General features: G+C 51.3%; 23 protein-coding genes. All 23 read right to left on the bottom strand.

The window, feature by feature from the left end; all coding sequences use genetic code 11:
• Positions 1-9: 9 nt before the first annotated feature.
• The 23 genes from V5G20_RS12435 to V5G20_RS12325 all read right to left on the bottom strand — a co-directional run bounded on the left by V5G20_RS12435 (position 10) and on the right by V5G20_RS12325 (position 24225).
• A complete protein-coding gene (locus V5G20_RS12435) occupies positions 10-291 on the bottom strand; it encodes a DUF503 domain-containing protein (RefSeq protein ID WP_171506804.1) in 282 nt (93 codons plus the stop codon).
• Complete coding sequence (gene infB, locus V5G20_RS12430; RefSeq protein WP_003385843.1) at positions 291-2753, bottom strand: translation initiation factor IF-2; 2463 nt, start codon at positions 2751-2753, stop codon at positions 291-293. Before infB ends, V5G20_RS12435 begins: the two co-directional genes overlap by 1 nt.
• An 18-nt stretch (positions 2754-2771) precedes the next feature.
• Complete coding sequence (locus tag V5G20_RS12425; RefSeq protein WP_003385844.1) at positions 2772-3071, bottom strand: YlxQ family RNA-binding protein; 300 nt, start codon at positions 3069-3071, stop codon at positions 2772-2774.
• On the bottom strand, positions 3068-3358 hold the full coding sequence (gene rnpM / locus V5G20_RS12420) for an RNase P modulator RnpM (RefSeq protein ID WP_003385845.1): 291 nt from the start codon (positions 3356-3358) through the stop codon (positions 3068-3070). The genes V5G20_RS12425 and rnpM overlap by 4 nt, the downstream gene beginning before the upstream one ends.
• Positions 3359-3360: 2 nt before the next feature.
• The gene (gene nusA, locus V5G20_RS12415) at positions 3361-4452 is read right to left on the bottom strand and encodes a transcription termination factor NusA (protein WP_003385846.1); all 1092 of its coding nucleotides are present in this window, start codon (positions 4450-4452) and stop codon (positions 3361-3363) included.
• Between the two features lie 39 nt (positions 4453-4491).
• Positions 4492-4950, bottom strand: coding sequence for a ribosome maturation factor RimP (gene rimP / locus V5G20_RS12410; protein ID WP_003385847.1), 459 nt, complete (start codon positions 4948-4950; stop codon positions 4492-4494).
• A gap of 192 nt (positions 4951-5142) precedes the next feature.
• Positions 5143-9453, bottom strand: coding sequence for a PolC-type DNA polymerase III (locus V5G20_RS12405; protein WP_327970469.1), 4311 nt, complete (start codon positions 9451-9453; stop codon positions 5143-5145).
• Between the two features lie 159 nt (positions 9454-9612).
• Positions 9613-11337, bottom strand: coding sequence for a proline--tRNA ligase (locus V5G20_RS12400; protein WP_171506816.1), 1725 nt, complete (start codon positions 11335-11337; stop codon positions 9613-9615).
• A gap of 48 nt (positions 11338-11385) precedes the next feature.
• Positions 11386-12468: a flavodoxin-dependent (E)-4-hydroxy-3-methylbut-2-enyl-diphosphate synthase gene (gene ispG / locus V5G20_RS12395; protein WP_003385851.1), complete on the bottom strand. Its 1083-nt coding sequence runs from the start codon at positions 12466-12468 to the stop codon at positions 11386-11388.
• 45 nt (positions 12469-12513) lie between these two features.
• A complete protein-coding gene (gene rseP / locus V5G20_RS12390; protein ID WP_003385852.1) occupies positions 12514-13782 on the bottom strand; it encodes an RIP metalloprotease RseP in 1269 nt (422 codons plus the stop codon).
• A gap of 26 nt (positions 13783-13808) precedes the next feature.
• Positions 13809-14969: a 1-deoxy-D-xylulose-5-phosphate reductoisomerase gene (locus tag V5G20_RS12385; RefSeq protein ID WP_311068393.1), complete on the bottom strand. Its 1161-nt coding sequence runs from the start codon at positions 14967-14969 to the stop codon at positions 13809-13811.
• Between the two features lie 40 nt (positions 14970-15009).
• Entirely contained in the window at positions 15010-15798 is a 789-nt protein-coding gene (locus V5G20_RS12380; protein WP_003385854.1) for a phosphatidate cytidylyltransferase, read from the bottom strand.
• An 18-nt stretch (positions 15799-15816) separates the two neighbouring features.
• Positions 15817-16587 carry an isoprenyl transferase gene (locus tag V5G20_RS12375; protein ID WP_003385855.1) on the bottom strand — a complete coding sequence of 257 codons (771 nt, stop codon included), beginning with the start codon at positions 16585-16587 and terminating at the stop codon, positions 15817-15819.
• 63 nt (positions 16588-16650) lie between these two features.
• A complete protein-coding gene (frr, locus tag V5G20_RS12370) occupies positions 16651-17208 on the bottom strand; it encodes a ribosome recycling factor (protein WP_003385856.1) in 558 nt (185 codons plus the stop codon).
• Between the two features lie 3 nt (positions 17209-17211).
• Positions 17212-17934 carry a UMP kinase gene (pyrH, locus tag V5G20_RS12365; protein ID WP_003385857.1) on the bottom strand — a complete coding sequence of 241 codons (723 nt, stop codon included), beginning with the start codon at positions 17932-17934 and terminating at the stop codon, positions 17212-17214.
• A gap of 159 nt (positions 17935-18093) precedes the next feature.
• Complete coding sequence (gene tsf, locus V5G20_RS12360) at positions 18094-18981, bottom strand: translation elongation factor Ts (protein WP_003385858.1); 888 nt, start codon at positions 18979-18981, stop codon at positions 18094-18096.
• A 95-nt stretch (positions 18982-19076) separates the two neighbouring features.
• Entirely contained in the window at positions 19077-19784 is a 708-nt protein-coding gene (rpsB, locus tag V5G20_RS12355) for a 30S ribosomal protein S2 (RefSeq protein ID WP_003385859.1), read from the bottom strand.
• A gap of 193 nt (positions 19785-19977) precedes the next feature.
• Positions 19978-20643: a DNA polymerase III subunit gamma/tau gene (locus V5G20_RS12350; protein WP_251255737.1), complete on the bottom strand. Its 666-nt coding sequence runs from the start codon at positions 20641-20643 to the stop codon at positions 19978-19980.
• Positions 20636-21136, bottom strand: coding sequence for a DUF6115 domain-containing protein (locus V5G20_RS12345; protein ID WP_003385861.1), 501 nt, complete (start codon positions 21134-21136; stop codon positions 20636-20638). The genes V5G20_RS12350 and V5G20_RS12345 overlap by 8 nt, the downstream gene beginning before the upstream one ends.
• A 43-nt stretch (positions 21137-21179) precedes the next feature.
• Complete coding sequence (locus V5G20_RS12340; RefSeq protein ID WP_003385863.1) at positions 21180-21524, bottom strand: hypothetical protein; 345 nt, start codon at positions 21522-21524, stop codon at positions 21180-21182.
• A gap of 32 nt (positions 21525-21556) precedes the next feature.
• On the bottom strand, positions 21557-22975 hold the full coding sequence (locus V5G20_RS12335) for a DUF342 domain-containing protein (RefSeq protein WP_003385864.1): 1419 nt from the start codon (positions 22973-22975) through the stop codon (positions 21557-21559).
• Positions 22976-23047: 72 nt separating this feature from the next.
• A complete protein-coding gene (locus tag V5G20_RS12330; protein WP_003385865.1) occupies positions 23048-23836 on the bottom strand; it encodes a FliA/WhiG family RNA polymerase sigma factor in 789 nt (262 codons plus the stop codon).
• 17 nt (positions 23837-23853) lie between these two features.
• Positions 23854-24225, bottom strand: a complete 372-nt coding sequence (locus V5G20_RS12325; RefSeq protein WP_003385866.1) for a hypothetical protein — start codon at positions 24223-24225, stop codon at positions 23854-23856.
• Position 24226: the final 1 nt, after the last annotated feature.

Below are 24226 nucleotides of genomic sequence, written 5' to 3'. Positions count from 1 at the left end.
GCTGGCTTCCTACTCGTAGTATTCCGTATCGGCTTGGATCAACTCCACACCGGGATGGTTTTCCACCAGCCGTATCATCGCTCGCATCTGATTTGCCAAAAAGGACATTTCATTGGCAACGGCAGCGATACCAATTTCGGCACGCTGCCACTGCTCCTGATAGGCCAGCTCTGCCGCGGAGACATGGAATCTGCTCCGCAGTTTTCCCAGAACGCTTTTGACAATGGCCCTTTTCTCTTTCAGATTTTGGCAGGCAGGCAGAAACAATTGAATCCGCGCACCCGCAATCATTATTGTTTTACTTCTTCCATGACGAAGGCTTCGATCACATCGCCAACCTTGATGTCATGGTAGCGCTCCAGCGTAAGTCCGCACTCGTAGCCTGCGGCAACTTCTTTGGCGTCATCCTTGAAGCGTTTCAGCGTATCCAGCTTTCCTTCGTAGATCACGACGCCTTCGCGGATCAGACGAGCACCGGCATCGCGGGTCAGCTTGCCCTCTGTAACATAGCAGCCTGCGATGTTGCCCACTTTGGACACTTTAAATACCTCGCGAATTTCTGCCTGGCCGATGATGGACTCTTTATAGACAGGGTCCAGCATGCCTTTCAGTGCTTGTTCAATTTCTTCAATCACGGTGTAAATAACCCGATGCAGTCGAATATCAATGCTCTCCTGCTCAGCCATGCTCCGCGCGTTTGGTTCCGGACGTACGTTGAAGCCGATCACAATCGCATTGGAGGCATTTGCCAGCGTAATATCGGATTCCGTAATCGCACCTACGCCTGTGTGAATGATTTTTACACGCGTTCCGTTGACATCGATTTTTTCCAGAGAGCCGCGAAGAGCCTCGACAGAACCTTGAACGTCAGCCTTGACGATCAGGTTGAGCTCCTTGATGTCGCCCTCTTGAATGTGCTGAAACAGATCGTCTAAAGATACGCGAGTGTTTGCGCGGCGCTCGGATTCACGCTGCTTGGAAGCACGGGCTTCCCCGATTGCACGCGCTTTTTTCTCATCTTCAAAGACCATGAACTGGTCCCCGGCTTGCGGCACGTCGTTCAGACCGGTAATTTCTACAGGCGTGCTCGGTCCAGCTTCCTTCATGCGGCGTCCTTTGTCATTTACCATGGCACGAACGCGTCCAAAGGCGGAACCGACGACAATCGGATCTCCGACTTTCAGGGTACCGTGTTGAACGAGGACAGTCGCTACAGGTCCGCGTCCCTTATCCAGTTCGGCTTCCACGACGGTACCGCGGGCCCGCTTGTTTGGATTGGCCTTCAGCTCTTGCACTTCGGAAACGAGCAGAATGTACTCGAGCAGCTCTTCGATACCTTGGCGCTGCTTAGCGGAAATTGGAGAAAAGATCGTATCTCCGCCCCATTCTTCTGCTACCAGCTCATACTCGGTCAGCTCTTGCTTGATTCGGTCGATATTGGCTTCCGGTTTGTCGACCTTGTTCACGGCGACGATAATCGGAACCTTTGCTGCCTTGGCATGACTGATCGCTTCAATGGTTTGCGGTTTTACGCCGTCGTCTGCAGCAACTACCAGAATGGTAATGTCCGTAATTTGCGCACCGCGCGCACGCATGGTCGTAAAGGCTGCATGGCCAGGCGTGTCGAGGAAGGTAATCTTCTTGCCTTTAATCTCGACCTGATATGCACCGATGTGCTGCGTGATGCCTCCTGCTTCGCCTGCCACTACGTTCGTGGAGCGGATGGCATCAAGCAGTGTCGTTTTTCCGTGGTCAACGTGACCCATGATCGTAACGACCGGCGGACGCTCCACCATATCTGCCGGATTGTCCACTTCTTCGATCGTTTCAAAGTTGGTTTCGTCGATGACGATTTTTTCTTCGACTTCCACATTGTATTCCGAACAGATCAATTCGATGGCATCGCGATCGAGATCCTGGTTAATCGTAGCCATGATGCCCAAATTAAACAACTTTTTGATGATTTCCGCCGGTTCCTTGCGAAGCTTCTTCGCCAGCTCTCCTACGGTCAAAGATTCAGTGAACGTAATTTTGCTAGGTGGCTCGAGAACAGGACGCTGTTGCTGCTGTTCGCGCTGGCCGCCATGCCTGCGGTTGTCCTGGCGTTTGTTTCCGCCTTTGAACGGCTGGCTCTTCTTGTTGTCTTCAAAGGTTTTCTTTGGTCCTGGGGCTTTTTTGATTTTTTCCCGTTTTTCCAAGCTTACCTTGTTCGGGATATTTACCTTTTCTTCAAAATCCTCGCCCGTGCGTACATCATCTTTTTCGTTCACCGTTGGCTCTTGCTGGTTGACTGGTTTGCGATCAAGCGGTTTCCCTGGTTGACTTCTCATATCGTTTGGTTTTCTCTCCTGATTCTTCCCCTGATTTTTTCCGTGCTGTGGACGTGATTGGTCTGGTCGTTGTCCACCTGGTCGGCTGCCAGTTTGATTTCCCGGACGGTCATTGCGGCGATGCTGCTGTTGCTGTTGATTCGACTGTCCGGTTCGTTGTGTTTGTCCTTTGGATTCATCCCGTTTCTTCTCTTCCGTCTTAGCGGGCTTTGCCTCCCGCTGTCCGGAAGAACGTTGCTGCTCTTGTTGTTTCCCGCTTCCCGAACGCAATTTGGCCAAATGCTCTTCAATCTTTTTGACCATCGGTTCGTCCATGATACTCATATGATTTGCAACTTCTATATTTAATCTCTTTAGCAAATTGAGGATTTCCTTGCTGCTCATGTTGTGCTGCTTCGCATATTCATACACGCGTGTCTTCATGAGATCACCCCTTCTGAATTAGGTGAGCAGACGCTGTATACTTTCCGCCAGTTTTCCGTCTGTTACGGCAATCGTTACACGCTCATCCTTGCCGATTGCACGGCCAAGCTCATAGCGGTCTGTTGCTGATACACACGGCACACCATAATGGGCGCACTTGTCCTGCACTTTTTTGGATGTATTGGCAGAGGCATCGGCAGCGAGAAGCACCAGTTTGGCTTTTCCGTTCCGAACGGCCTCGACGACCAATCCTTCTCCGGTAATGACCTTGCGGGCCCGCATCGCCAATCCCAACATTTGCGCTGCCTTGGGGATCATTGTCCCATCATCTCCAGCCATTTTTCACGAAACGCATCGTACTGTTCCTGGGTGACAGACATGTTGAGGGCTCGTTCCAACACTTTTTTCCATTTACCTGCTGCAAATGTATCCGGCTTCAGGCAGCTCTCCTGACGGCAAACATACGCCCCGCGTCCTGCCGCCTTGCCGGTCGGATCAATAATGATCTCTTCCTGCGGCGTACGTACGACACGTACCAGTTCTTTTTTTGGAAACATTTCCTGACAAACGATGCACTTTCGCAAAGGGATTTTCTTTTGCTTCATGGTTATACCCAATCCGCCCCCTCATCGCCTTCCTCCGCTTTGGGATAGACGATGCCTTCTTGGTCTGCCTGAGATTCGCTCTTGATGTCGATTTTCCAGCCAGTCAGTTTGGCGGCGAGACGAGCGTTTTGTCCGCGTTTTCCGATGGCAAGCGAAAGCTGATAATCAGGAACGATCACCCGTGTTACTTTTTCCGCCGCGTTCACTTCTACATGGAGCACCTTTGCCGGGCTCAGCGAGTTGGCCACGTATTCAGCCGGGTCCTCCGACCAGCGGACAATATCAATTTTTTCGCCCTTCAATTCGTTCACGATTGTCTGAACGCGAAGACCTTTCGGGCCTACGCAAGCGCCGACCGGATCGACGTCAGGATTGATGGAATGAACGGCAATTTTGGAACGGTCTCCCGCCTCGCGGGCAACCGACTTGATCTCAACCACACCGTCGTAGATTTCCGGCACTTCCAGCTCGAACAGACGCTTGAGCAGACCTGGATGTGTACGGGACACGACGATTTGCGGTCCTTTTGTGGTCTTTTCTACCTTGATAATGTATGCCTTTACCCGATCCTGGGATTTAAAATCGTCAGTCGGCATTTTTTCCGTAATCGGCATGACCGCTTCCGCTTTTCCCAGGTCAATGTAGTAGTTGCGTTGGTCCATACGCTGCACAACACCAGTCACGATGTCGTCTTCGCGTTCGATGAACTCGCTGTAAATCAAGCCGCGCTCTGCTTCGCGGATGCGTTGGGTAACCACCTGCTTCGCCGTTTGCGCAGCGATGCGTCCAAAATCCCGCGGGGTTACCTCGATTTCGACGATGTCATCCAGGCGGAAATTGGGGTCGATCTCCTGTGATGCCTCCAAGGAAATCTCCAAGCGCGGGTCAAGCACTTCCTCCACAACGGTTTTGCGCGCAAAAACCCGAACCTGCCCCGAGTGACGATTGACGTCGACACGTACGTTTTGGGCAGAATTAAAATTTCGTTTGTATCCCGAAATGAGAGCAGCTTCAATTGCCTCAATCAGTATATCTTTGGAGATTCCCTTTTCTCTCTCAATGGCTTCCAATGCCTCGATAAAATCGGCGTTCATGATTTTCGTTGCCTCCTCCTTTACCCACAGACCACAGTATTAAAAGACAATCGCCATTCGGGCTGTGTCAATTTGCTCCAGTGCAATGACTTGCGTTTTTTTCTGCTCTTTCACTGTCAGCTTACCATCTTCAAAGGAAATCAGCTCGCCTTCGAAAGTGCTTTCGCCTTCGATCGGCTCCTTTGTCGTGATATGTACGTGCCTGCCAACAGCTTTGCGAAAATCGCTTTCTTTTCGCAGAGGACGCTCTGCTCCCGGTGAAGATACTTCCAGGAAGTATGCGGTCGGGATCGGGTCCACTTCGTCCAGCCGCTGGCTTAGCCGCTCGCTGACAAGGCCGCAGTCATCGATGTCGATGCTTCCTGTTTCATTGTCGATGAACACGCGCAGAAACCAGTTGCTGCCTTCTTTTTTGTACTCGATGTCAACCAGTTCCAGACCCAGCTCGTCGAGAATGGGAGTTACCAGGTCGGTGACGATGTCTGTTACCTTGCTCAAGCAAGTACCTCCTTGTCAAATGAAGCATTAAGTTCAGCCAGAAAGAAAGAGTGGGTTTCCCCACTCTCGATCTGCGTTCGTAATAACCAGTATTTCCAAAAAAATTATAGCATAACAGCCCTTTGTTGACAACCGCGGCTATGAAACCTGTCCGAACCGGATTGGGAAGGTCGCCAAACCCTCTCCTATTTTTTAGAACAGGGAGAGCTGATTGGATTCTGGCAATCCCTGAAGCGCTCCTTGTTCTTCCAAATATTCCAGAATGGTTTTGGAAATGCGGGAGCGGGTGAGCAGGTCCTCTTTGGACAGAAACTCCCCTTCCTCTCTGGCTTTTACGATCCCGATAGCGGCGTTCGTACCAAGCCCAGGCAAGGCATTGAAAGGCGCGATCAGCTTGTCGCCGTCAATGAGGAACTTGGTGGCATCCGAGCGGTACAAGTCCACATTGGCAAATTTGAAACCGCGTTCTACCATTTCGAGAGCCATCTCCAAAACAGTCAAGAGCGACTTTTCTTTCGGCTGTGCGTCATGCCCTTTGCCCTCGATCTCTTCGATCTTTTGGCGAATCGCCGAGGAACCTTTTACCATCAACGGAATGTCGAAGTCGTCAGCGCGTACCGTAAAGTACGTCGCGTAGAATTCAAGCGGGCGATGCACCTTGAAATAGGCGATGCGGACAGCCATCATGACGTAAGCGGTCGCATGCGCTTTCGGGAACATGTACTTGATCTTTTGACAAGATTGAATATACCATTCAGGCACATTGTTCTTGCGCATCTCTTCCTGATCTTCCTCGGGAACCCCTTTTCCTTTACGGACCGACTCCATGATTTTAAAGGCCCGGGATGGCTCAAGACCTTTGTAGATCAAATAAACCATGATATCGTCCCGGCAACCAATAACTTCCGGCAGTCTGCACGTTCCGCTGCGAATCAGGTCCTGGGCGTTGTTCAGCCAGACGTCGGTTCCGTGTGAAAGACCGGAAATCTGCACAAGCTCGGCGAAGGTCGTCGGCTTCGTATCCTCAAGCATCTGCCGGACAAACTTCGTACCGAACTCCGGAATACCGAGTGTCCCCATGTTCGTGCGAATCTGCTCCGGCGTTACATTCAACGCTTCTGTCGAGCTAAAAATCGACATCGTCGCTTTGTCATCCAGCGGAATGGTTTTTGGATCGATTCCGGTCAAGTCCTGAAGCATCCGAATAACGGTCGGGTCATCGTGTCCAAGAATGTCGAGCTTCAGCAGGTTGTCATGGATGGAGTGGAAGTCAAAATGCGTCGTTCTCCACTCGGACTCGTTGTCATCCGCCGGAAACTGAATCGGGCAAAAATCCTCGATCTCCATATAGGACGGTACGACGATAATCCCTCCCGGGTGCTGGCCGGTCGTCCGTTTTACCCCGGTACATCCGTTTACCAGTCGCGCAATCTCTGCATTTCTGAGAGTCATTCCTCGCTCGTCCGCATATTTGCGGACATAGCCGTACGCTGTTTTTTCCGCAACCGTGCCGATCGTACCCGCACGGTACACATAGTCCACACCGAACAGCTCTTGCGTGTATTTGTGCGCCCGCGGCTGGTATTCGCCAGAAAAGTTCAAGTCAATATCGGGGACCTTGTCCCCCTTAAAGCCAAGAAACGTTTCAAACGGGATGTCCTGTCCGTCTTTTGCCAGCTTATGCCCGCAGGAGGGACATTCCTTGTCAGGCAGGTCAAAACCGGAAGCGATCGAACCGTCCGTAATAAACTCGCTGTGCTTGCACTCCGGGCAACGGTAATGCGGAGGCAGCGGATTTACCTCGGTAATGTCGGACATGGTCGCAACAAAGGATGAACCGACCGATCCACGTGATCCGACGAGATAGCCGTCAGAGAGCGATTTGGTCACGAGTCGCTGCGAGATAAGGTAAATGACCCCAAAACCGTGCTTGATAATGCTCGTCAGCTCTTTTTCCAGCCGACTCTCAACAATTTCAGGCAGCGGATCTCCGTACAGTCTCTTGGCCTTGTCATAGCACATCTGACGGAGCTCATCATCGGCCCCTTCGATGATCGGCGTGTACAGCGAATCCGGGATCGGCGAGACCTCTTCAATACTGTTGGCAATTTCATTCGGGGCGGTGATGACCACTTCGCGGGCGATATCTTCCCCGAGGAATTGAAAAGCCTCCAGCATCTCATCGGTCGTCATCAAATACAGCGGCGGCTGGTTGCCGGCATCGTGGGAGCCCTGCGAGAGCAAGAATACATCCCGGAAAATATCATCCTGCGGGTTGAGAAAATGAACGTCCCCGGTCGCCACCACCGGTTTTCCCAGCTCTTTCCCGATTTCCACGATCATCTTGTGATAGCCTTTCATCGTTTCCAGCGAGGGAATTTCCTCATTTCTGAGCAGCGGCGCGTAATGGGCGATGGGCTGCAGTTCCAGGTAATCGTAAAAAGCTGCCACTTCTTTCAACTCTTCCCTCGATTTCCCGCGCAGAATCGACTGCATCAGCTCGCCGTCTTTGCAAGCGGTCCCTATAAGCAAGCCTTCGCGGAATTTTACGAGCTGGCTCCGCTGGATGCGCGGCACCCGGTAGAAGGTTTCCACATGGGATTTGCTGACCAGCTTGTACAAGTTTTTCAGCCCGGCTTTGTTTTTGACCAAAATGGTTGCATGAAACGGTCTTCCGCTCTTGTAATCGACTTCGGCATTGCTCCGCTCGTTGAGGTCCATGAGGCTTTGAATCCCGGCTTCTCGCATATCTTTGAGCATATACTGGAACACGTGCGCCAATGCGACAGTATCGTCCAAAGCGCGGTGAGCGTTGATCAATTCAACGTTGAAGCGTTTTGCCAGCGTACCCAGGCGGTAGTTTCGCATCCCTTTATACATCATGCGGGCCAGCGGCAGAGTGTCCAAAAACGGATTGCTCCACGGCTCCATGCCGATCCGCTTTGCGCAGGCATTGATAAAGTTCTTGTCAAACTCCGCGTTGTGGGCGACGAGCACTGCATTGCCGGCAAACTCTTTAAAGCGGGGAAGGACAACTTCCAGGGTGTCTTTTCCGCGCAGCATCTCGTTGGTAATCCCTGTGATCTCTGTCGTTTTGGGCCCGATTTCCAACTGTGGATCAATCAGCTCTGTCCATTTGTCCACAATTTCCAGACCGCGCATTTTTACGGCGGCGATCTCGATAATCGTATGTTCGGCTGCGTTCAACCCGGTTGTCTCGGTATCAAATACGACATACTCCGTCTTTTCGTCGATCGGCAAATCACTCTCCGGCGTCAAATTGTAGATGATGTCGACACCGTCCTCTACGACATACGCCTCCATGCCGAGAATGCATTTGATGTTGTTCTTTTTGGCAATGCTGTATGCCTCCGGGAAGGACTGTACAACACCGTGATCCGTTACGGCAATCGCTTTGTGTCCCCACTTGGCAGCAGTTGAAATGAGAGATTTGACCGATGCGACGGCATCAAGCGCACTCATCGGCGTGTGGCAGTGCAGCTCCACCCTTTTCTCCGGCGAAGTATCTTTCCTGCTTACCTGCTCGATTTGATTGACGTCATTGGCCATCATGACCAATTCGCGCAGGAACGTATCGTGCTGGACGCTTCCGCGAACCTTCACCCACATGCCGTCCTTGAGCGCCTCCAGCATTTTGACGTCCTCTTTGTCGCGCGAGAAGATTTTGACGGTCAACGAGTCTGTGTAGTCTGTTACGTTGAACGTCAGGAGATGTCTGCCGCTACGCAGCTCCTTGACCTCAACATTGAACACCGTACCTTGGATCACGACACGGCGTTCCTCTTCCTGTATTTCGCAAATCGGAATCGGCGCATCCTTGATGTCATAGCCGATCATCAACGTAGTGATTGCTTCCGTCTGGTCGCTTCCCTTGCTGTCCTTCTCCTGCTGGACAGCACTCATGACCACTTCGACCAGCGCACGTTCTTCTTCTTCGCGCTGTTCCACAAAGGCCTTGTACGCCTCATCGCTTTCTTCTGCAATAAAGGCAAAACGGGGAACACAGCTTGTCGCTTTTTCAAACGACGACGCCAATTCACTATCGGCCCGTTTGCGTTTGGCCATCTCTACGGCCATCTCCGTCGGCAAGTAAATTTTGACTTCCTGCTGCTCTACCTGCTTGCGCGCCGTACGCAGAGTGACTGCCAACGAATTGAGGCTTTGCTCCAAATTTGCGAGCAGTACATCCCAATATTCCTGAACGGCAAATTCTACGGATGGCTGCTCGTGATAACGGAAACGGGCGTCCACCGAAGCCAGATGCGAGAACGTTTGCTTGAGCCGCTCGGAAAACGCCTTGAAAACATCAGCCGGAAGCAAGCGAGGAAGTGTAAAATGAAAGACCCATTCCTTGTTTTGACGATACAGCTCCAATTTGTCGATATGTGCATCAAGAAAAAATCGCTCCACCCAATCAGTTGGCAGGTCCATCTGCTTAACCAACAGTGAGAAGCGATGTTTTTGTTCTTGTAACCGATTCACGGTCTCTTCCACCTCAATCTCCCGATCTTACCCGAAAATGTCTCCCTTTTTCGCAAGGAGCGAACAAAAGAAATAAAAAAGGGATACTCCCCCATCACAAGGGGGCGTACCCCGACTAATTCGACAAAATCCGTGCAAGTTCCTGCTTGATTTTAGGACTTAAAACAGTTCCGCACCTGTACTGTCCACACGGGCGAGAAGCGATTTGACAAACGATACCAGCTCGGTTCGTTTCACTTCATGCGTTTCGCCTGTCCGGCGCACCCGCACCTCCACCAGCCCCTCTTCTGAGGCCTTGTCTGAAACGGTAATGCGAAGCGGCAGTCCGATCAAATCCGCATCTTTGAATTTGACGCCGGCTCGTTCCGGACGATCATCATACAGCACTTCAACACCGGCTGCCTCCAGTGCTTCGGTAATCTCCTCGCTGATCAGTCGCTGCGCTTCGACTTTGGCGTTTACCGGAATGACATGGACGTGGAACGGCGCGATCGACACAGGCCAAATGATCCCGTGTTCATCATTGTTTTGCTCGATCGCAGCTGCCAGTGTACGAGACACGCCGATGCCGTAGCAGCCCATGATCATCGGCTGGCTTCGGCCGTTTTCATCCAGATAGGTCGCGCCGATGGCTGTAGAGTATTTCGTGCCGAGCTTAAAGACGTGCCCCACTTCCACGCCGCGGGCAAACTTGATCAAGCCGCCGCCGCGGGGGCATTCATCTCCCTCCATAATGTTGCGCAGGTCAGCATAGCGGGAGACGGTAAAATCGCGGCCAGCCTGCACATGAACGAGATGGTAGTCCTTCTCGTTGGCACCAGCTACGCCGTCGGCAACATCCTGAACAAAGTTGTCGGCGATGATCTCCAGCTTCTCCTGGTCTACACCGACTGGCCCGACAAAGCCAACAGGTGTTCCAATCGCCGCCAAAATGTCCTGCTCTGAAGCCAAGCCGACATGGGTAGCATCATACAGATTTTTCAATTTCACCTCGTTGATCTCGTGATCCCCGCGTACCAGGACCATGACCAGCTTCTCATCCACTCGGTAAACGAGACTTTTGATAATCCGGCTGGCCTCAACATCGAGAGCTTGCGTCAACTGTTCAATTGTTTTTACATCAGGCGTGTGCACCTTCTCAACCGCCGGCGTATCTCCCTGCGGCTTCGCTGAAGGCTTGTACACCACTTCCGCTTTTTCCAGATTGGCTGCATAGTCGCCATTTTCCGAATAGGCGATCGTATCTTCACCGATATCGCAAAGCGCCATAAATTCATAGGTGCCTTTTCCGCCAATCGCTCCCGCGTCAGCTTCGACTGCACGGAAGTTCAGACCTACCCTCGTGAAAATGCGTGTGTAGGCATCGTACATCGCTTGGAAATTCTTATCCAGCCCTTCCTGCGTCGTGTCGAATGAATACGCATCCTTCATGATAAACTCCCGGCTGCGGATCAGACCAAAGCGAGGGCGGACCTCGTCGCGGAACTTCGTCTGAATCTGATACAGATTGATCGGCAGTTTTTTGTAGGAGTTGATCTCGTCTCTGACCAGGCTCGTAATCACTTCTTCGTGAGTGGGGCCGAGTGCAAAGGATCGATCATGACGGTCTTTCAAGCGTACCAGCTCCGGCCCGTACACATCCCAGCGGCCGGTTTGGTGCCACAGCTCTGCCGGCTGCATGGCTGGCATAAGCAATTCCTGTCCGCCTGCCCGGTTCATTTCTTCGCGAACGATTGCCTGAATTTTTTGCAGGGTCCTGAGCGCAAGCGGCAGATAGGTATAAATGCCTGAAGCTAACTGCCGCGCCATGCCTGCACGGAGCAGCAGTTTATGACTGGCAATTTCCGCATCCGACGGGACTTCCCGCAGAGTAGGAATCAACATCTGACTTTGCTTTAACACACACGTGTCCTCCTTCACGTTGCAGAGGGTCTAGCCGACCTGGGTGGTCTTTTTCTCTTCCACGATTTCATTGATTTCTTTCATCAATTCCTCGAACAATTCCGTTTCTTTTACCTTCCGTACAATTTCGCCGTTTCGGAAGATCAGGCCTTCGCCATTACCGCCGGCAACACCTACGTCCGCTTCCCGCGCTTCGCCGGGACCATTTACCGCGCATCCCATTACGGCGATTTTCAAAGGTGTTTTGAGTGTAGAAACAGCATCCTCCACCTTGGTTGCAAGTCCGATCAGATCGATCGCACAACGTCCGCAAGACGGGCAAGCGATTACGACCGGATCGTTGTTCACAATCTCAAGGCTGCGCAAAATTTGCTTAGCTACCTTGATTTCCTCAACCGGATCAGCGGTCAGCGAAACCCGGATCGTATCGCCGATACCCATTGACAGCACTGTACCGATCCCGACAGCGGATTTGATGCTACCAGAGAACTGTGTCCCGGCTTCGGTCACTCCGACGTGCAGCGGATAATTGCGCTTCTGCGCCATCAAAGAGTACGTCTGGATCATGGTCGGAACATCGGAAGACTTCAGTGAAATGACGATGTTGTCGTAATTGAGCTCTTCCAGAATGTGCACGTGATCCATTGCGCTCTCCACGATTGCTTCCGGAGATGGGTAGCCGTATTTTTCCAACAGCCGTTTTTCCACGGAACCGGAGTTCACCCCGATCCGGATCGGAACATTGCGCTCACGGCATGCTTCCACGACCGCTTTCGTCTTCTCTTTTGAACCGATATTCCCCGGATTGATGCGGATTTTGTCAATTCCGCTCTCCAGGGCGATCAGCGCCAGTTTATAGTCAAAGTGAATATCTGCCACTAGCGGGAGTGGAGAACGTTCTTTAATCGCTTTGATGGAACGGGCCGCATCCTCGTTGATAACCGCCAGACGAACAATTTGGCAGCCTGCGTCATAGAGCCGCTGAATCTGTGCCAGCGTCCCTTCTACGTCCCGCGTATCAGCGGTTGTCATCGATTGAATGACAACACTTTTTTGTCCGCCGATTTGTACGCCTCCCACAAATACCGGTTTGGTCTCCTCACGCTTGTACATAGGGCACCATCCTTTATGTTTGTCAAACAGCCTGTGAACACTGCTTTATTCTGTAAACAATCGGTGTAAATCGTTCCATGTCACAACCAAAATCAACAACATCAAAAAGGCAAACCCAAGGAAGTGTACCATCCCTTCCTTATGCGGATCAAGCGGTCTTCCCCGCAGGGCTTCGATCAGCAGGAAGGCGAGTCTGCCTCCGTCCAAAGCAGGCAAAGGAAGCAGGTTGATCAGTCCCAGGTTAATACTCAGGACAGCTGCCCATTTCATCAGGATCGCCAAGCCTTGCTGAGCAAATTCGCCGGTCATCTTAAAGATTCCGACTGGTCCGCTAAGATCGTTCAATCCCACTGAACCTGTAAAGAGCATGCCGATACTCGTCAAAATCATCGTGGTAAACTCGTATGTCGATTTTCCGCCATACTGAAGCACTTGCGCCGGAGCGTAGGTGACAGCGTTGCCCACCATGATCTTCCCGACATTCTCCTCGTTCTTGACATGGACCATGGCATTGATCATCTGTCCTCCCCGATCAACAACGATTTCCAGTTGCTTGTCCGGCGATTTGCTGACGATCTCCACCATTTCTCTCCATGTCGATACAGGCTGTCCCTGAATCGTAATAACCTTGTCTCCTGATTGCAATCCCGCCTGTGCTGCCGGTCCTCCCTGGATGATCTCGCCCAGCACGGGCTCATTTACAGGTACTCCATAAACGAGTCCGATGACGATAAACAACACGAAAGCGAGCAAAAAGTTTGCAGCAGGGCCCGCAAAGATTGCCCAGAAGCGCTGCATAACCGTCTTTCCTTTAAACTGGCGGTCCAACGGGGCGATTTGCACCTCATGACCGTCTTTTACGAGCTGGGCTTGCGGATGCACCGAAAAAGTGCGTTGTTCTCCGTCTGTTTCCAGAACGATGGACAATGCTTTCTCCAGGTCGAAATCGACAATTGTACCTGTTACCGCACCTTTGCCTTCACCATTTGGGCCATCCAGCAGGATGCGGGTTACCTTCCCCACCGGATCTCGCTCCAAGGTCACTTCCATGTGCGGCTTCAGAACGTCCAGCTCAGGGTCCTCCCCCGCCATGCGTACCATCCCGCCAATCGGCAGCAGCCGCAGTGTGTATTCTGTTTCTCCTCGCTTTACGCTAAAAATCTTTGGTCCCATTCCAAGTGCAAACTCCCGGCACAAAATGCCGGCCCGTTTTGCCAACAGAAAATGACCAAGCTCGTGCACAAAGACAAGTACACCGAACACGATGACTATCGCGAGAATTGATTCCACTGAATCCAAGTTGGGAAAAGGCAAGAGAACAGCCACCTTTCATTCCGTTTTTAACGCTTGTTAACGCCCAGACAGCTCGCAGCCTGATCGCGTGCCCACTGGTCGGCTGCCAAAATTTCTTCCAGAGAAGGATGACTCGTGCCCTGATGGGCTTCGCACGTTTGGCGAACGATCTTTTCAATCTCCAGAAATGCGATGCTTCCTCGCAAAAAGCTGTCTACAGCCACCTCATTTGCAGCGTTCAATACAGTGGGGTGAGTCCCGCCTACTCTTCCGCACTCATACGCCAATTGTAACAGAGGATAGCGGTCAAAATCCATTGGTGCAAAATGAAGCGTGCCGCTCTTCACCAGATCGAGCGGTTCCGTACCAAGCGGCATTCTTTTCGGATAGCTCAGCGCATACTGGATCGGCACGCGCATATCGGGCGTACCCAGTTGTGCCATGACAGCCCGGTCTTTGTATTCTACCATAGAGTGAATGATGCTCTCATAATGGAGAACACATTCGATCTGTTCATAAGGAAGGCCGAAGAGCCAATGAGCCTCGATAACCTCAAAGCCCTTGTTCATCATCGTCGCCGAATCGATCGTGATTTTGGAGCCCATGCTCCAGTTCGGATGATGCAAAGCCTGCTCCACAGACACATCGGCCAGCTCCTCCCGGCTCAAATGGCGAAATGACCCGCCTGAAGCTGTCAAAATGATGCGGGCGATATCCTCGCGACGCTCCCCTTGCAAACACTGAAAGATTGCCGAGTGTTCGCTGTCGACCGGAATGATCTGCACACCTCTGTCCCTGGCTGCTTTCATCACGATATGGCCAGCGCTGACAAGCGTTTCCTTGTTGGCCAAACCGATGGTCTTGCCAGCTTCTATGGCAGCGAGTGTAGGCGCAACTCCGATGCTTCCGACCACTGCCGTCATTACGAAATTGGCCTCAGCATGCTTCGCCGTCTCCTCCAATCCCGCTTCTCCGTACATAATCTCGACCCGGCTGTTCCCCAGACGTCCCTGCAATTCTTTGGCCGCTTGAGCGTTTCCTACAGAGACCAGTTCCGGCCTGAACTGTTCGATCTGTTCAGCCAGCAGTTCGATATTGGACCCGGCTGCCATCGCGACTACGCTAAACTCCTCCGGATGTTGAGACACCACGTCGAGCGTGCTTTTGCCGATGGAGCCTGTTGAGCCCAAGAGCGATATTCGTTTCAAACGCTTCACCCTCTATATACTTTCTATATGGCTTTTCCCGTTAGACAATGCCCAGCAAATGCAAAACCGGAAAGACAAGAATCATGCTGTCAAAACGGTCAAGAACTCCCCCGTGTCCAGGGATGATTTGTCCTGAATCTTTTACTTCAAAATGACGTTTGATCGCGGACTCAACCAAATCGCCAAGCTGACCCGCAATCCCACTGACGAGGGCAATGATCAGCGCCTTGTCCAAAGAGATTCCGCCAATCCATACGTTTACTGCCATAACGACAAGAACAGCCGCAAGCAAGCCGCCTGCGGCTCCCTCAATCGTTTTGTTCGGACTAATTGCAGGCCAAAGCTTCCGCTTGCCGATGGCTTTTCCCATGAAATACGCTCCTGAATCTGTTGCCCATATTCCCAGGATAACGAGAACTGTAAGCATCAGCCCTGTGTCTGGCAAATTGCGCAGCGCAGCCATATAGGCAAAGCCATAGCCTATGTATAACGCCCCCACCAATGCAAGGGCGGCGTGTTCAATGTGAAACTGATTTTTCCGAAAGACCGCGTACAAAAGCAAAAGAAGGGTTACGGGCAGTACCAGATCAGGCAGTATGACTCCTGTCTCTTTCGTAAAGGAAAGAGACGGCCACAACAGGCTGATCATGAGCAGATACGCCAGTACCCCTGCCACACTCAGCGGTTGAACCTTTGCCATCCGCAAAAATTCAAAAAGGCCTATAACGGCCAAGAAAAATACGAGCAACGAGAACCAATGGTCCCCTAAATAAACCAATAACAAAAAGCCTGCCCCACCAATGAGGCCTGTAATGATCCGCTGCTTCAACTGATTCCACCTCTCGGCTTATACCGCTCCGTAGCGACGAGCTCTGCCCTGGTATTCAGCAATCGCTTGATATAAATGTTCCCTGGTAAAATCGGGCCAAAGCACATCGGTGAACCACAATTCCGTGTAGGCCAGCTGCCACAACATAAAGTTGCTCAAACGAAGTTCTCCACTGGTGCGTATCAACAGGTCTGGATCTGGGATGTCACTCGTGTACAAATGTCGGGAAATCATCTCTTCGTCCAATTGTTCCAGGTCGATCTCACCCGCTTGCAAACGGGTACCTATATCTTTTACTGCTAAGGCAATTTCCTTTCGTCCCCCGTAATTAAGGGCAAAAATCAACTGCAGCCCCGTGTTTTGCTTCGTCCGCTCCTCCGCTGTTTCCAGCGCTTTCAGCGTATGTGCAGGCAATTCGTCTTTGCTGCCGACCATTCGAATCTGAACGTTGCGTTCGATCAATTCTTCCAATTCTGTCGACAAAAATTCCTGCGGCAGTTTCATCAAAAAGTCTACTTCTTCTCTGGGTCGCTTCCAGTTCTCGGTAGAAAATGCATACATGGTTAAATACTTGACGCCAATTTCATCGGATGCTTTGACGATCTCTTTTACCGTCTTCATCCCTGCCCTGTGTCCGGCAATCCTGGGAAGATTCCGCATTTTGGCCCAGCGTCCGTTCCCGTCCATAATTACGGCCAAGTGGTTCGGGACTGGTCCGGAGCTGTCAAACTCTACGGATGACCCCTGTTTTTCTTTTCGAGTCAACTTGCGCGCGAGATGTTCTAACATAAAGTGTTCCCCCAAAATGAGAGATATAGACATTCATCCCCCTCAGATGAGGGGGATCATGCATTAAACTTCCAGAATGTCCTTTTCCTTTTCCTTGACGATCTTATCGACTTCAGCGATGTACTTGTCAGTCGCCTTTTGAATCGTCTCCTGATGGCGGCGGGACTCATCTTCGGATATCGTTCCGCCCTTTTCCAGCTTTTTGATGTCATCGTTGGCATCGCGGCGGATGTTCCGAATCGCTACTTTCGCTTCTTCCCCGCTCTTGTTCGCTACCTTGACCAATTCCTTGCGGCGCTCTTCTGTAAGCGGCGGGATCACAATGCGAATGATTGTCCCGTCGTTGGAAGGAGTCAAACCGAGGTCGGATTGCTGAATCGCTCTGTCGATTTCCTTTAAGGAAGACTTATCCCATGGCTGGATGGTCAGCATGCGCGGTTCCGGCACACTGATATTAGCCAATTGGCTGATCGGTGTCGGTGTTCCGTAGTAATCCACCACAATCTTATCCAAAATGGCCGGGTTTGCACGACCCGCACGCAGGCTGGCAAGATCTTTTTTTAGTGTGCTGATGGCTTTGCTCATACGTTCTTCCATATCTTTCAATACGGTTTGCGGCATGTATTATTCCCCCTTAACCAATGTTCCGATCTTTTCACCCATAACGGCGCGACGAATATTGCCTTCTTCAGAAATATTAAAGACAATCAATGTAATGTCATTATCCATGCAGAGGCTCGATGCCGTGGAATCCATTACGCCCAGACCCTTGCTTAACACTTCGAGGAACGTGAGCTTGTCGTACTTCACTGCTGTTGGGTCAATGCTCGGATCAGCGGAATAGACACCGTCTACTTTGTTTTTAGCCATCAGAATGACTTCAGCTTCGATTTCGGCGGCCCGCAACGCAGCCGTCGTATCTGTGGAAAAATAGGGATTCCCCGTACCTGCGGCAAATATGACCACTCGTTGTTTCTCCAGATGGCGTATTGCCCTGCGGCGTATGTATGGTTCGGCTACTTGCCTCATTTCGATGGACGTTTGTACACGAGTCGGGACGTTCACTTTTTCTAATCCATCCTGCAGAGCGAGCGAGTTCATAATGGTTGCAAGCATCCCCATGTAATCGGCTGTGGCCCGATCCATGCCTTTGGAGCTGCCTGAGAGTCCGCGCCAGATATTTCCACCACCGACAACAACTGCAACTTGTACTCCCAATTCTACAATTTCCTTAATCTGGTTGGCGATGGAGAAAATCACCTTCGGGTCAATCCCGTACCCGATGTCTCCCGCCAGAGCTTCCCCACTCAACTTTAACACAACCCGTTTATAGGCAGGAAGTGGCATGTGAAACGGCCTCCATTCATGAAACATTCTCTGTGCTTTACCGGAATCCTCCCAGCTAGCCGAGCGACTTTTCCGATCACCGGGCAATACGTGCCTAGCGGCGATCCGCCTGCTCTTATAAAATAGGGAACACGCAGGTGTTCCCTATTTTTACGGTCATTACTGTTTATTAACTTGCGCCATTACTTCAGCGGCAAAGTCTTCTTGTTTTTTCTCGATGCCTTCGCCCACTTGATAACGGACAAAGCCCTTCAAAGTAGCGCCTTTTTCTTTCAGCAGAGCGGCAACTTTTTTGTCTGGATCTTTAACGAATGGCTGCTCAACCATTACGTACTCTTCAAAGTATTTGGAGAGGCGGCCTTCTACCATTTTTTCTACGATATTTGCCGGTTTGCCCTCAGCCAGAGCTTGGTTTTTCAGTACTTCGCGCTCGCGCTCGATCTCGTCTTGAGATACTTCCTCACGGTTGGCAAAACGCGGGTTGGATGCAGCTGCGTGCATACCCAGGTCTTTTGCCAGCGTTTCGTCTGTAGTTCCTTCGAGGACGACTACAACACCGATGCGGCCGCCCATGTGCAGGTAGCTACCGAACACGCCGTTATCGGATTTCTCCAGGATGGAGAAGCGACGGAAGGAAATGTTTTCTCCGATGGTGGAGATTTTTTCGTTGATCATGTGGCCGAGAGTTTCTCCTTGGCCTTTGAACGGCTGCTCCAGAGCAGCTTCTACGCTCGCAGGACGTTGGGATACAACGTGCTCAGCGATGTCCTTCACCAGCTCTTGGAACTCAGGGTTTTTCGCTACGAAGTCTGTTTCACAGTTTACTTCCACGATTGCCGCAACGTTGCCGGCTACAGCGCAGGAAGTCAAGCCTTCTGCTGCGATGCGGCCCGCTTTTTTCGCAGCCTTCGCGATTCCGCGTTCACGGAGAAGGTCAATCGCTTTTTCCATGTCACCGTTCGTTTCTTCGAGAGCGCGTTTGCAGTCCATCATCCCTGCGCCTGTACGCTCGCGCAGTTCTTTCACCGCTTGTGCACTGATTGCCATATCGTAGAACCTCCTTGGGAAAGTCGAATCTAAGTATAGGTGTTAAAAAGGGTGGACGGGGTTCTGAAACCCTCAGTCCACCCTCATACACTTGCTTACGCAGTTGTTGTAGCTTGTTCGCCGCCTTGGTTGCCTTCAACCAGAGCGTCAGCCATTTTGGAAGTCAGCAGCTTAACAGCGCGGATGGCATCGTCGTTACCTGGGATCACGTAGTCGATTTCATCCGGATCGCAGTTAGTATCTACAATCGCAACGATTGGGATACCCAATTTGCGAGCTTCTGCTACTGCGATGCGCTCTTTGCGCGGATCGATTACGAACAGCGCGTCTGGCAGTTCTTCCATGTGAGCGATACCGCCCAGGAATTTTTCCAAACGCTCTTTTTCCTTGCGAAGAACGATAACTTCTTTCTTCGGCAGAACTGCGAAAGTACCGTCTTCTTCCATACGGTTCAGCTCAGCAAGGCGAGCAGTACGTTTTTTAATCGTAGAGAAGTTCGTCAGCGTACCACCCAGCCAGCGTTGGTTGATGTAGTAGTGGCCTGTACGGATTGCTTCTTCTTTTACGGATTCTTGTGCTTGTTTCTTCGTTCCAACGAAGAGCACTTTTCCGCCGTTTTGAGCGAGTTCACGTACAAAGTTGTACGCTTCCTCAACTTTTTTCACGGTTTTTTGCAGGTCAATAATGTAGATGCCGTTACGTTCGGTGAAGATATAGCGTGCCATTTTCGGGTTCCAGCGGCGAGTTTGGTGACCGAAGTGTACACCAGCCTCGAGGAGCTGTTTCATCGAAATCACTGCCATATTTTCACACCTCCTTAAAAAATGGTTTTTTTGTGCTTACCTCCGCCTCACCGCATTTTCCAAACAAAACTGCCAATCTGGCAGCACCATTGCCGGAATTGGTGGACGTGCGAATTCAACACCGTTAATGAATATATCATATGACCTAAACGATTGCAAGAAACCAATCCCATTTCCCGCAAAAAAAATCGCCTCACTTTTTCGGAGGCGTCGCGATGATGGACACGATGTCAGCTTCGCTTGCCCCGAGGGGAATCTGATACGTGCCGACACGTATGCGATTGAGTTTGTTCTGCTTTTTCAACGTTTCTACAAACTGGTTGTCGGCTTCCAAAATCCCTGCGTCCACCAATGTGCGCTCGACACTTTCCGCCGTCGCTTTATATGGAATCTGGATCGTCTTCGTCTCTTTTGGCAAGGGCTCTGTCGGCACGGACACCTGAGGACTATCCGCCGGAACAGGCTGCTGCGGCTTGCTTGGATCAGCAGTTTCGGCAGTGGGCATGACCGAGGTCTCGCTTTTTGGTTCCTTTGCTCTCACCGGCGCTTGCGGCAGTGCTGCTTCGGGTTTCTCAGGCTTTCCCGCTTGCGGCTGATCCGGTGTCAATGAAACAGGGGCAGAAGGCTTCTTTGGCGGGGTTGGCAGCGGTTGGATCTCAATCTTTTTTTCTTGTTGCAGCTGATTGAACTCTTCCTTAGAAAGAACGACCAGTTGCAGCTCTTCTGCAGCTGTCTCCAGCTGTTCCTTCGTCAAGGACTGGTGGGTTCCCGGGGCTTCCTTTTGTGTTGTAATTCCCAAAATCGATGCTGCCACGAGGAGACCGGCCCCGAATCCAAAAAAGATATCGCGCTTATTCATTGGCCGCTCCTGCCTCCCGCGGCTTGGCCAATGACAAGATCAAATCGATCTCTCCTCTGCCTGCCCCCAGCCTTTTTGCAATCTCGTCAGGCCCCAGTCCTTCTTGCATCAATTCGAATACGCGCCGATAGCGCTCACGCATGGAAAGCACATCCGCCGCCTCTCCGGAGGACTCCTGCTGGTCTGGACTTGCCGGCTGCCGACGGGCGGTACGCAGTTCAGCCAATTCCCGCTCCACTTTGTCCAGTCGCCCTTTCGCATCAGCCAGTTCTTTCTTGAGTTGTGCATTCGACTTGTAGAACGCTTCACTCTCAGCTTCTTTCTCTTGCTTGATTTGCAGGACAAAACGCTGGAGCGTTGCCTCCACTTCCTCTATATTCAGTTGTGGAGCGGCTGGCATGCGATCCCTTTTTGAACGTCTGGAAGAAAACAGCAGGGCCAGCACCATGATTGCCACCCCTGCCCCTGCCAAAATATAATAAGACCCATTCATTGTAGTCACCTATACTTCCTTCATTTTCTTCTTGATGGTAAGGCTACAAGGATATGTCGATGTAACGTCCGCGAAGAGGGTCGCGCATCGCCACTTCCCCAGATGCGGTGCCGCCATTTCCGGGAGATTGTGCCGCCTGTTTTGTAGAGGCTTCCAACGCCGACTCCTTGCTGCCCTGCTGGTCTTGTCGCTCTTTATCCCTCAGCTGGTTTTTATCTGTCTCGTTGACCTCTGCTGCACGCTGACTTTTTTGTTGGTCTATCCCTTTCTGCTCTTGTTGCAGGAGATGCTGCTCGTTGGTTAGCCGATGCTGGTATTGTTCCTGAATGCGCCCAACCTCAGTGGTTCGCGGCAGTGCCACCTGTAACTCAACCGTTTTGAGACTCATCAGGGCCATCTCCTTTTTCCGTATCGCTATGCTCAGACGAGAGTGGAAGTCGTGATCTCTCCGTTAACGACGAGAAAGCGGGTACGTGCAAACTCCTGCTTGATAAACCGGACCAGTTTGCCAAATACCATTTTAATGCCAGGATACATCGTGTAATACACATCAATGGCGGCTGGTGAATCTCCCTCCAGCTCCGCTTCCACTTCTTTTTTGCGAGCTTCGAGCTGTTTTCCTTCTTTCTCCAGAATCAGCCTTGTATTGGCCAGCTTGATTTGCATGGTCTTCTTTTCCGGAGAAAGCTCGCCATTTACCTGCAGGAGCTGGTTTAGTACGCCCAGCCCTTGATCCGTTTTGCGCAAATTTTCATACACAATTTGCAGTTCTTTATTGATCGATGCCAATTCCAGACGCAGCTCCGGCTTGACGCCAACCTCCAGAACCGTAGGCGTTGCACTCGTATTGCCTATCACACGAGCCGTTATTTTTTCTCCAGCTTGAAGCGTGCCGCCAATAATGATTCCTTTTGGACCATTACAAATAATTTGCTTTCCCGCCCGCACCTGGGAGAACATGATGCTCTGCGAAACCAGGACTTGATTGCCTGCCGTAACATTTGCATTTTGAATAAATGACGTCTTCACGTTGTTGCCGGCGATTACTTGTCCTTTGTCTTGAGCGACAATACCACTCTTGATCTCAACCGAACCTCCGGCTTCCAATTCGGCGCCCTCGACACTTCCGAGGACGCGAATATCCCCTGATGCCTTCACCCGAAAGCCAGTCGGAATGTTACCGCGAATGACCACCGTTCCCACAAAATCGATGTTCCCGACGCTAAAATCGACATCACCATTGACTTCGAACACAGGAAATACATTCACTTTATGATTGTCCGTAAAGGAAACCTGACCGTCTATCGCTGAATACAGCATCGTTTTCTCTGCATTCAACACCACATTTTTGCCGAGCTTCAGCACAGCTTCCTTGCCGGCTTTAGGAACGATGGGCTCTCCGGTAACCGCAATACCCGCTATTCCGGGCACTGGGGGTGTTTTCCGCGCCAACAGCTGCCCTTTAGCCACATTGGGAATGTTCGTAATGCTGTAATAGTCAACCCGTCCGTCTTCCAGCTCTTTTGGCCGTTTTTCGTCTTGATTTTTTTCAAGAAAGGTGTACTCGATCTCGCCATCCTTCCCGGCAACAGGAGCAGTTCCGTTCGCGATCGTAACGTACGTGTTCACAAATTTTGCCGGGTTGCTGCACAGTTCTTGGACGACCTGATCAAGAATTCCATGTGTAATTTTTTGTTGTCGCAATACTTCACGCACTTCTGTCTCCGTTATGCGAAGCTGCGATCCTAGCTCCTGGTCGGCAATCACCAACATGATCCCGGCTTCCAGTTTGTCCTGAGAGATTTTGACTTCGAGCTTGTAGTTTCCTATCGCTTCCATCTTTCTACCCCTCTCAAACCATGGGCCCTCTTCTCCCATTTTCTGTATCTTCTATTTGTAGCTATTTATCTTTTAGACAAGCTGAGACTTCCATCTGGCAAGTGCGGAACGCAAACGAAATATCGCCTTGGAATGAAGCTGCGAGATACGCGAGGGTGACAAGCTCATCACATCTGCAATTTCCGACAAGGTCAGCTCCTCAAAGTAAAACAAGGAAACGACAAGACGCTCTTTTTCCGGCAGCTTGTCGATGACGGCGGTCAACACTTCTTTCAGGCCTGCCAATTCAGCCACCTGATCGGGACGCGGTGTCACTTCATCGACGATGTAGGAATGCCTTGCTGTCTTTTGCTCCTCTTCTTCCCCCACAGCTTCATCTATAGAAATCATCGTGGCGAGTGAAGTTTCATAAAAGACCTGCTGCAAGTCTTTCTCCGAAATGCCGAGGTAAGAAGAAACCTCGGAGTCAGTCGGCGCTCGCAGTTGCTTTTGCTCCAAGAGCGTATACGCCTCTTCGATCTTCTTTGCCTTGTCTCGAACCGTCCTGGGGATCCAATCGTTCTCCCTCAAACCATCGATCATGGCACCGCGAATCCGCCACATCGCATACGTCTCAAACTGAAGCCCGCGGGTATGATCAAACTTGGCCAACGCGTCCAACAAACCAAAGCGGCCATAGCTGATCAGATCATCTTTGTCCACATTATTCGGAAGGTTGATCGCAAGCCTGTTGGCTACCTTGTCCACTAACGGGAGATACTGTGTGACCAGATCCACCTCCGCGTCCCGGCTGCCTTCTTCTTTCCACAATACCCATTTGTCAAACTGCCTTGCTTTTTCTTGATTGGTTAGCCGTGCCACGATTTCGTCACCAACCTTTACTCATCAGTTAAACGCCTCACAACATCTGCAACGGTGGTGGGATCATGCGCCAGAGGAGCGCTCCCCATTTGGTCCAGAGACAGCGGTATAAATTCACCGTCTCCCTGGGGATCATCCGGCTCTCCGGAAGCCGAGGGGACGCCCCCCTCGGCAGCTTCTGCCGGAACCATGGTCTCAGGGGCTTGGAAAGAGCCCATGATTTTAGCAACGAGCCAACGTATCGGGAAAGCTGCAAGAAAAAAAAGGATAAATGCATAACCGGCGCGTTCCAAAGAAACCAGCCAGACGTTTCCGGCCAAAGCCGTAAAAAACGTAATGACAGAAGCAAGTGCTCCGAACCCTGTATTCACCCACATCGTACCCAGCATA

The organism is Brevibacillus borstelensis, assembly GCF_036700025.1.
GTDB lineage: Bacteria > Bacillota > Bacilli > Brevibacillales > Brevibacillaceae > Brevibacillus > Brevibacillus borstelensis.
This window is presented reverse-complemented; position numbering and strand designations above follow the sequence as displayed.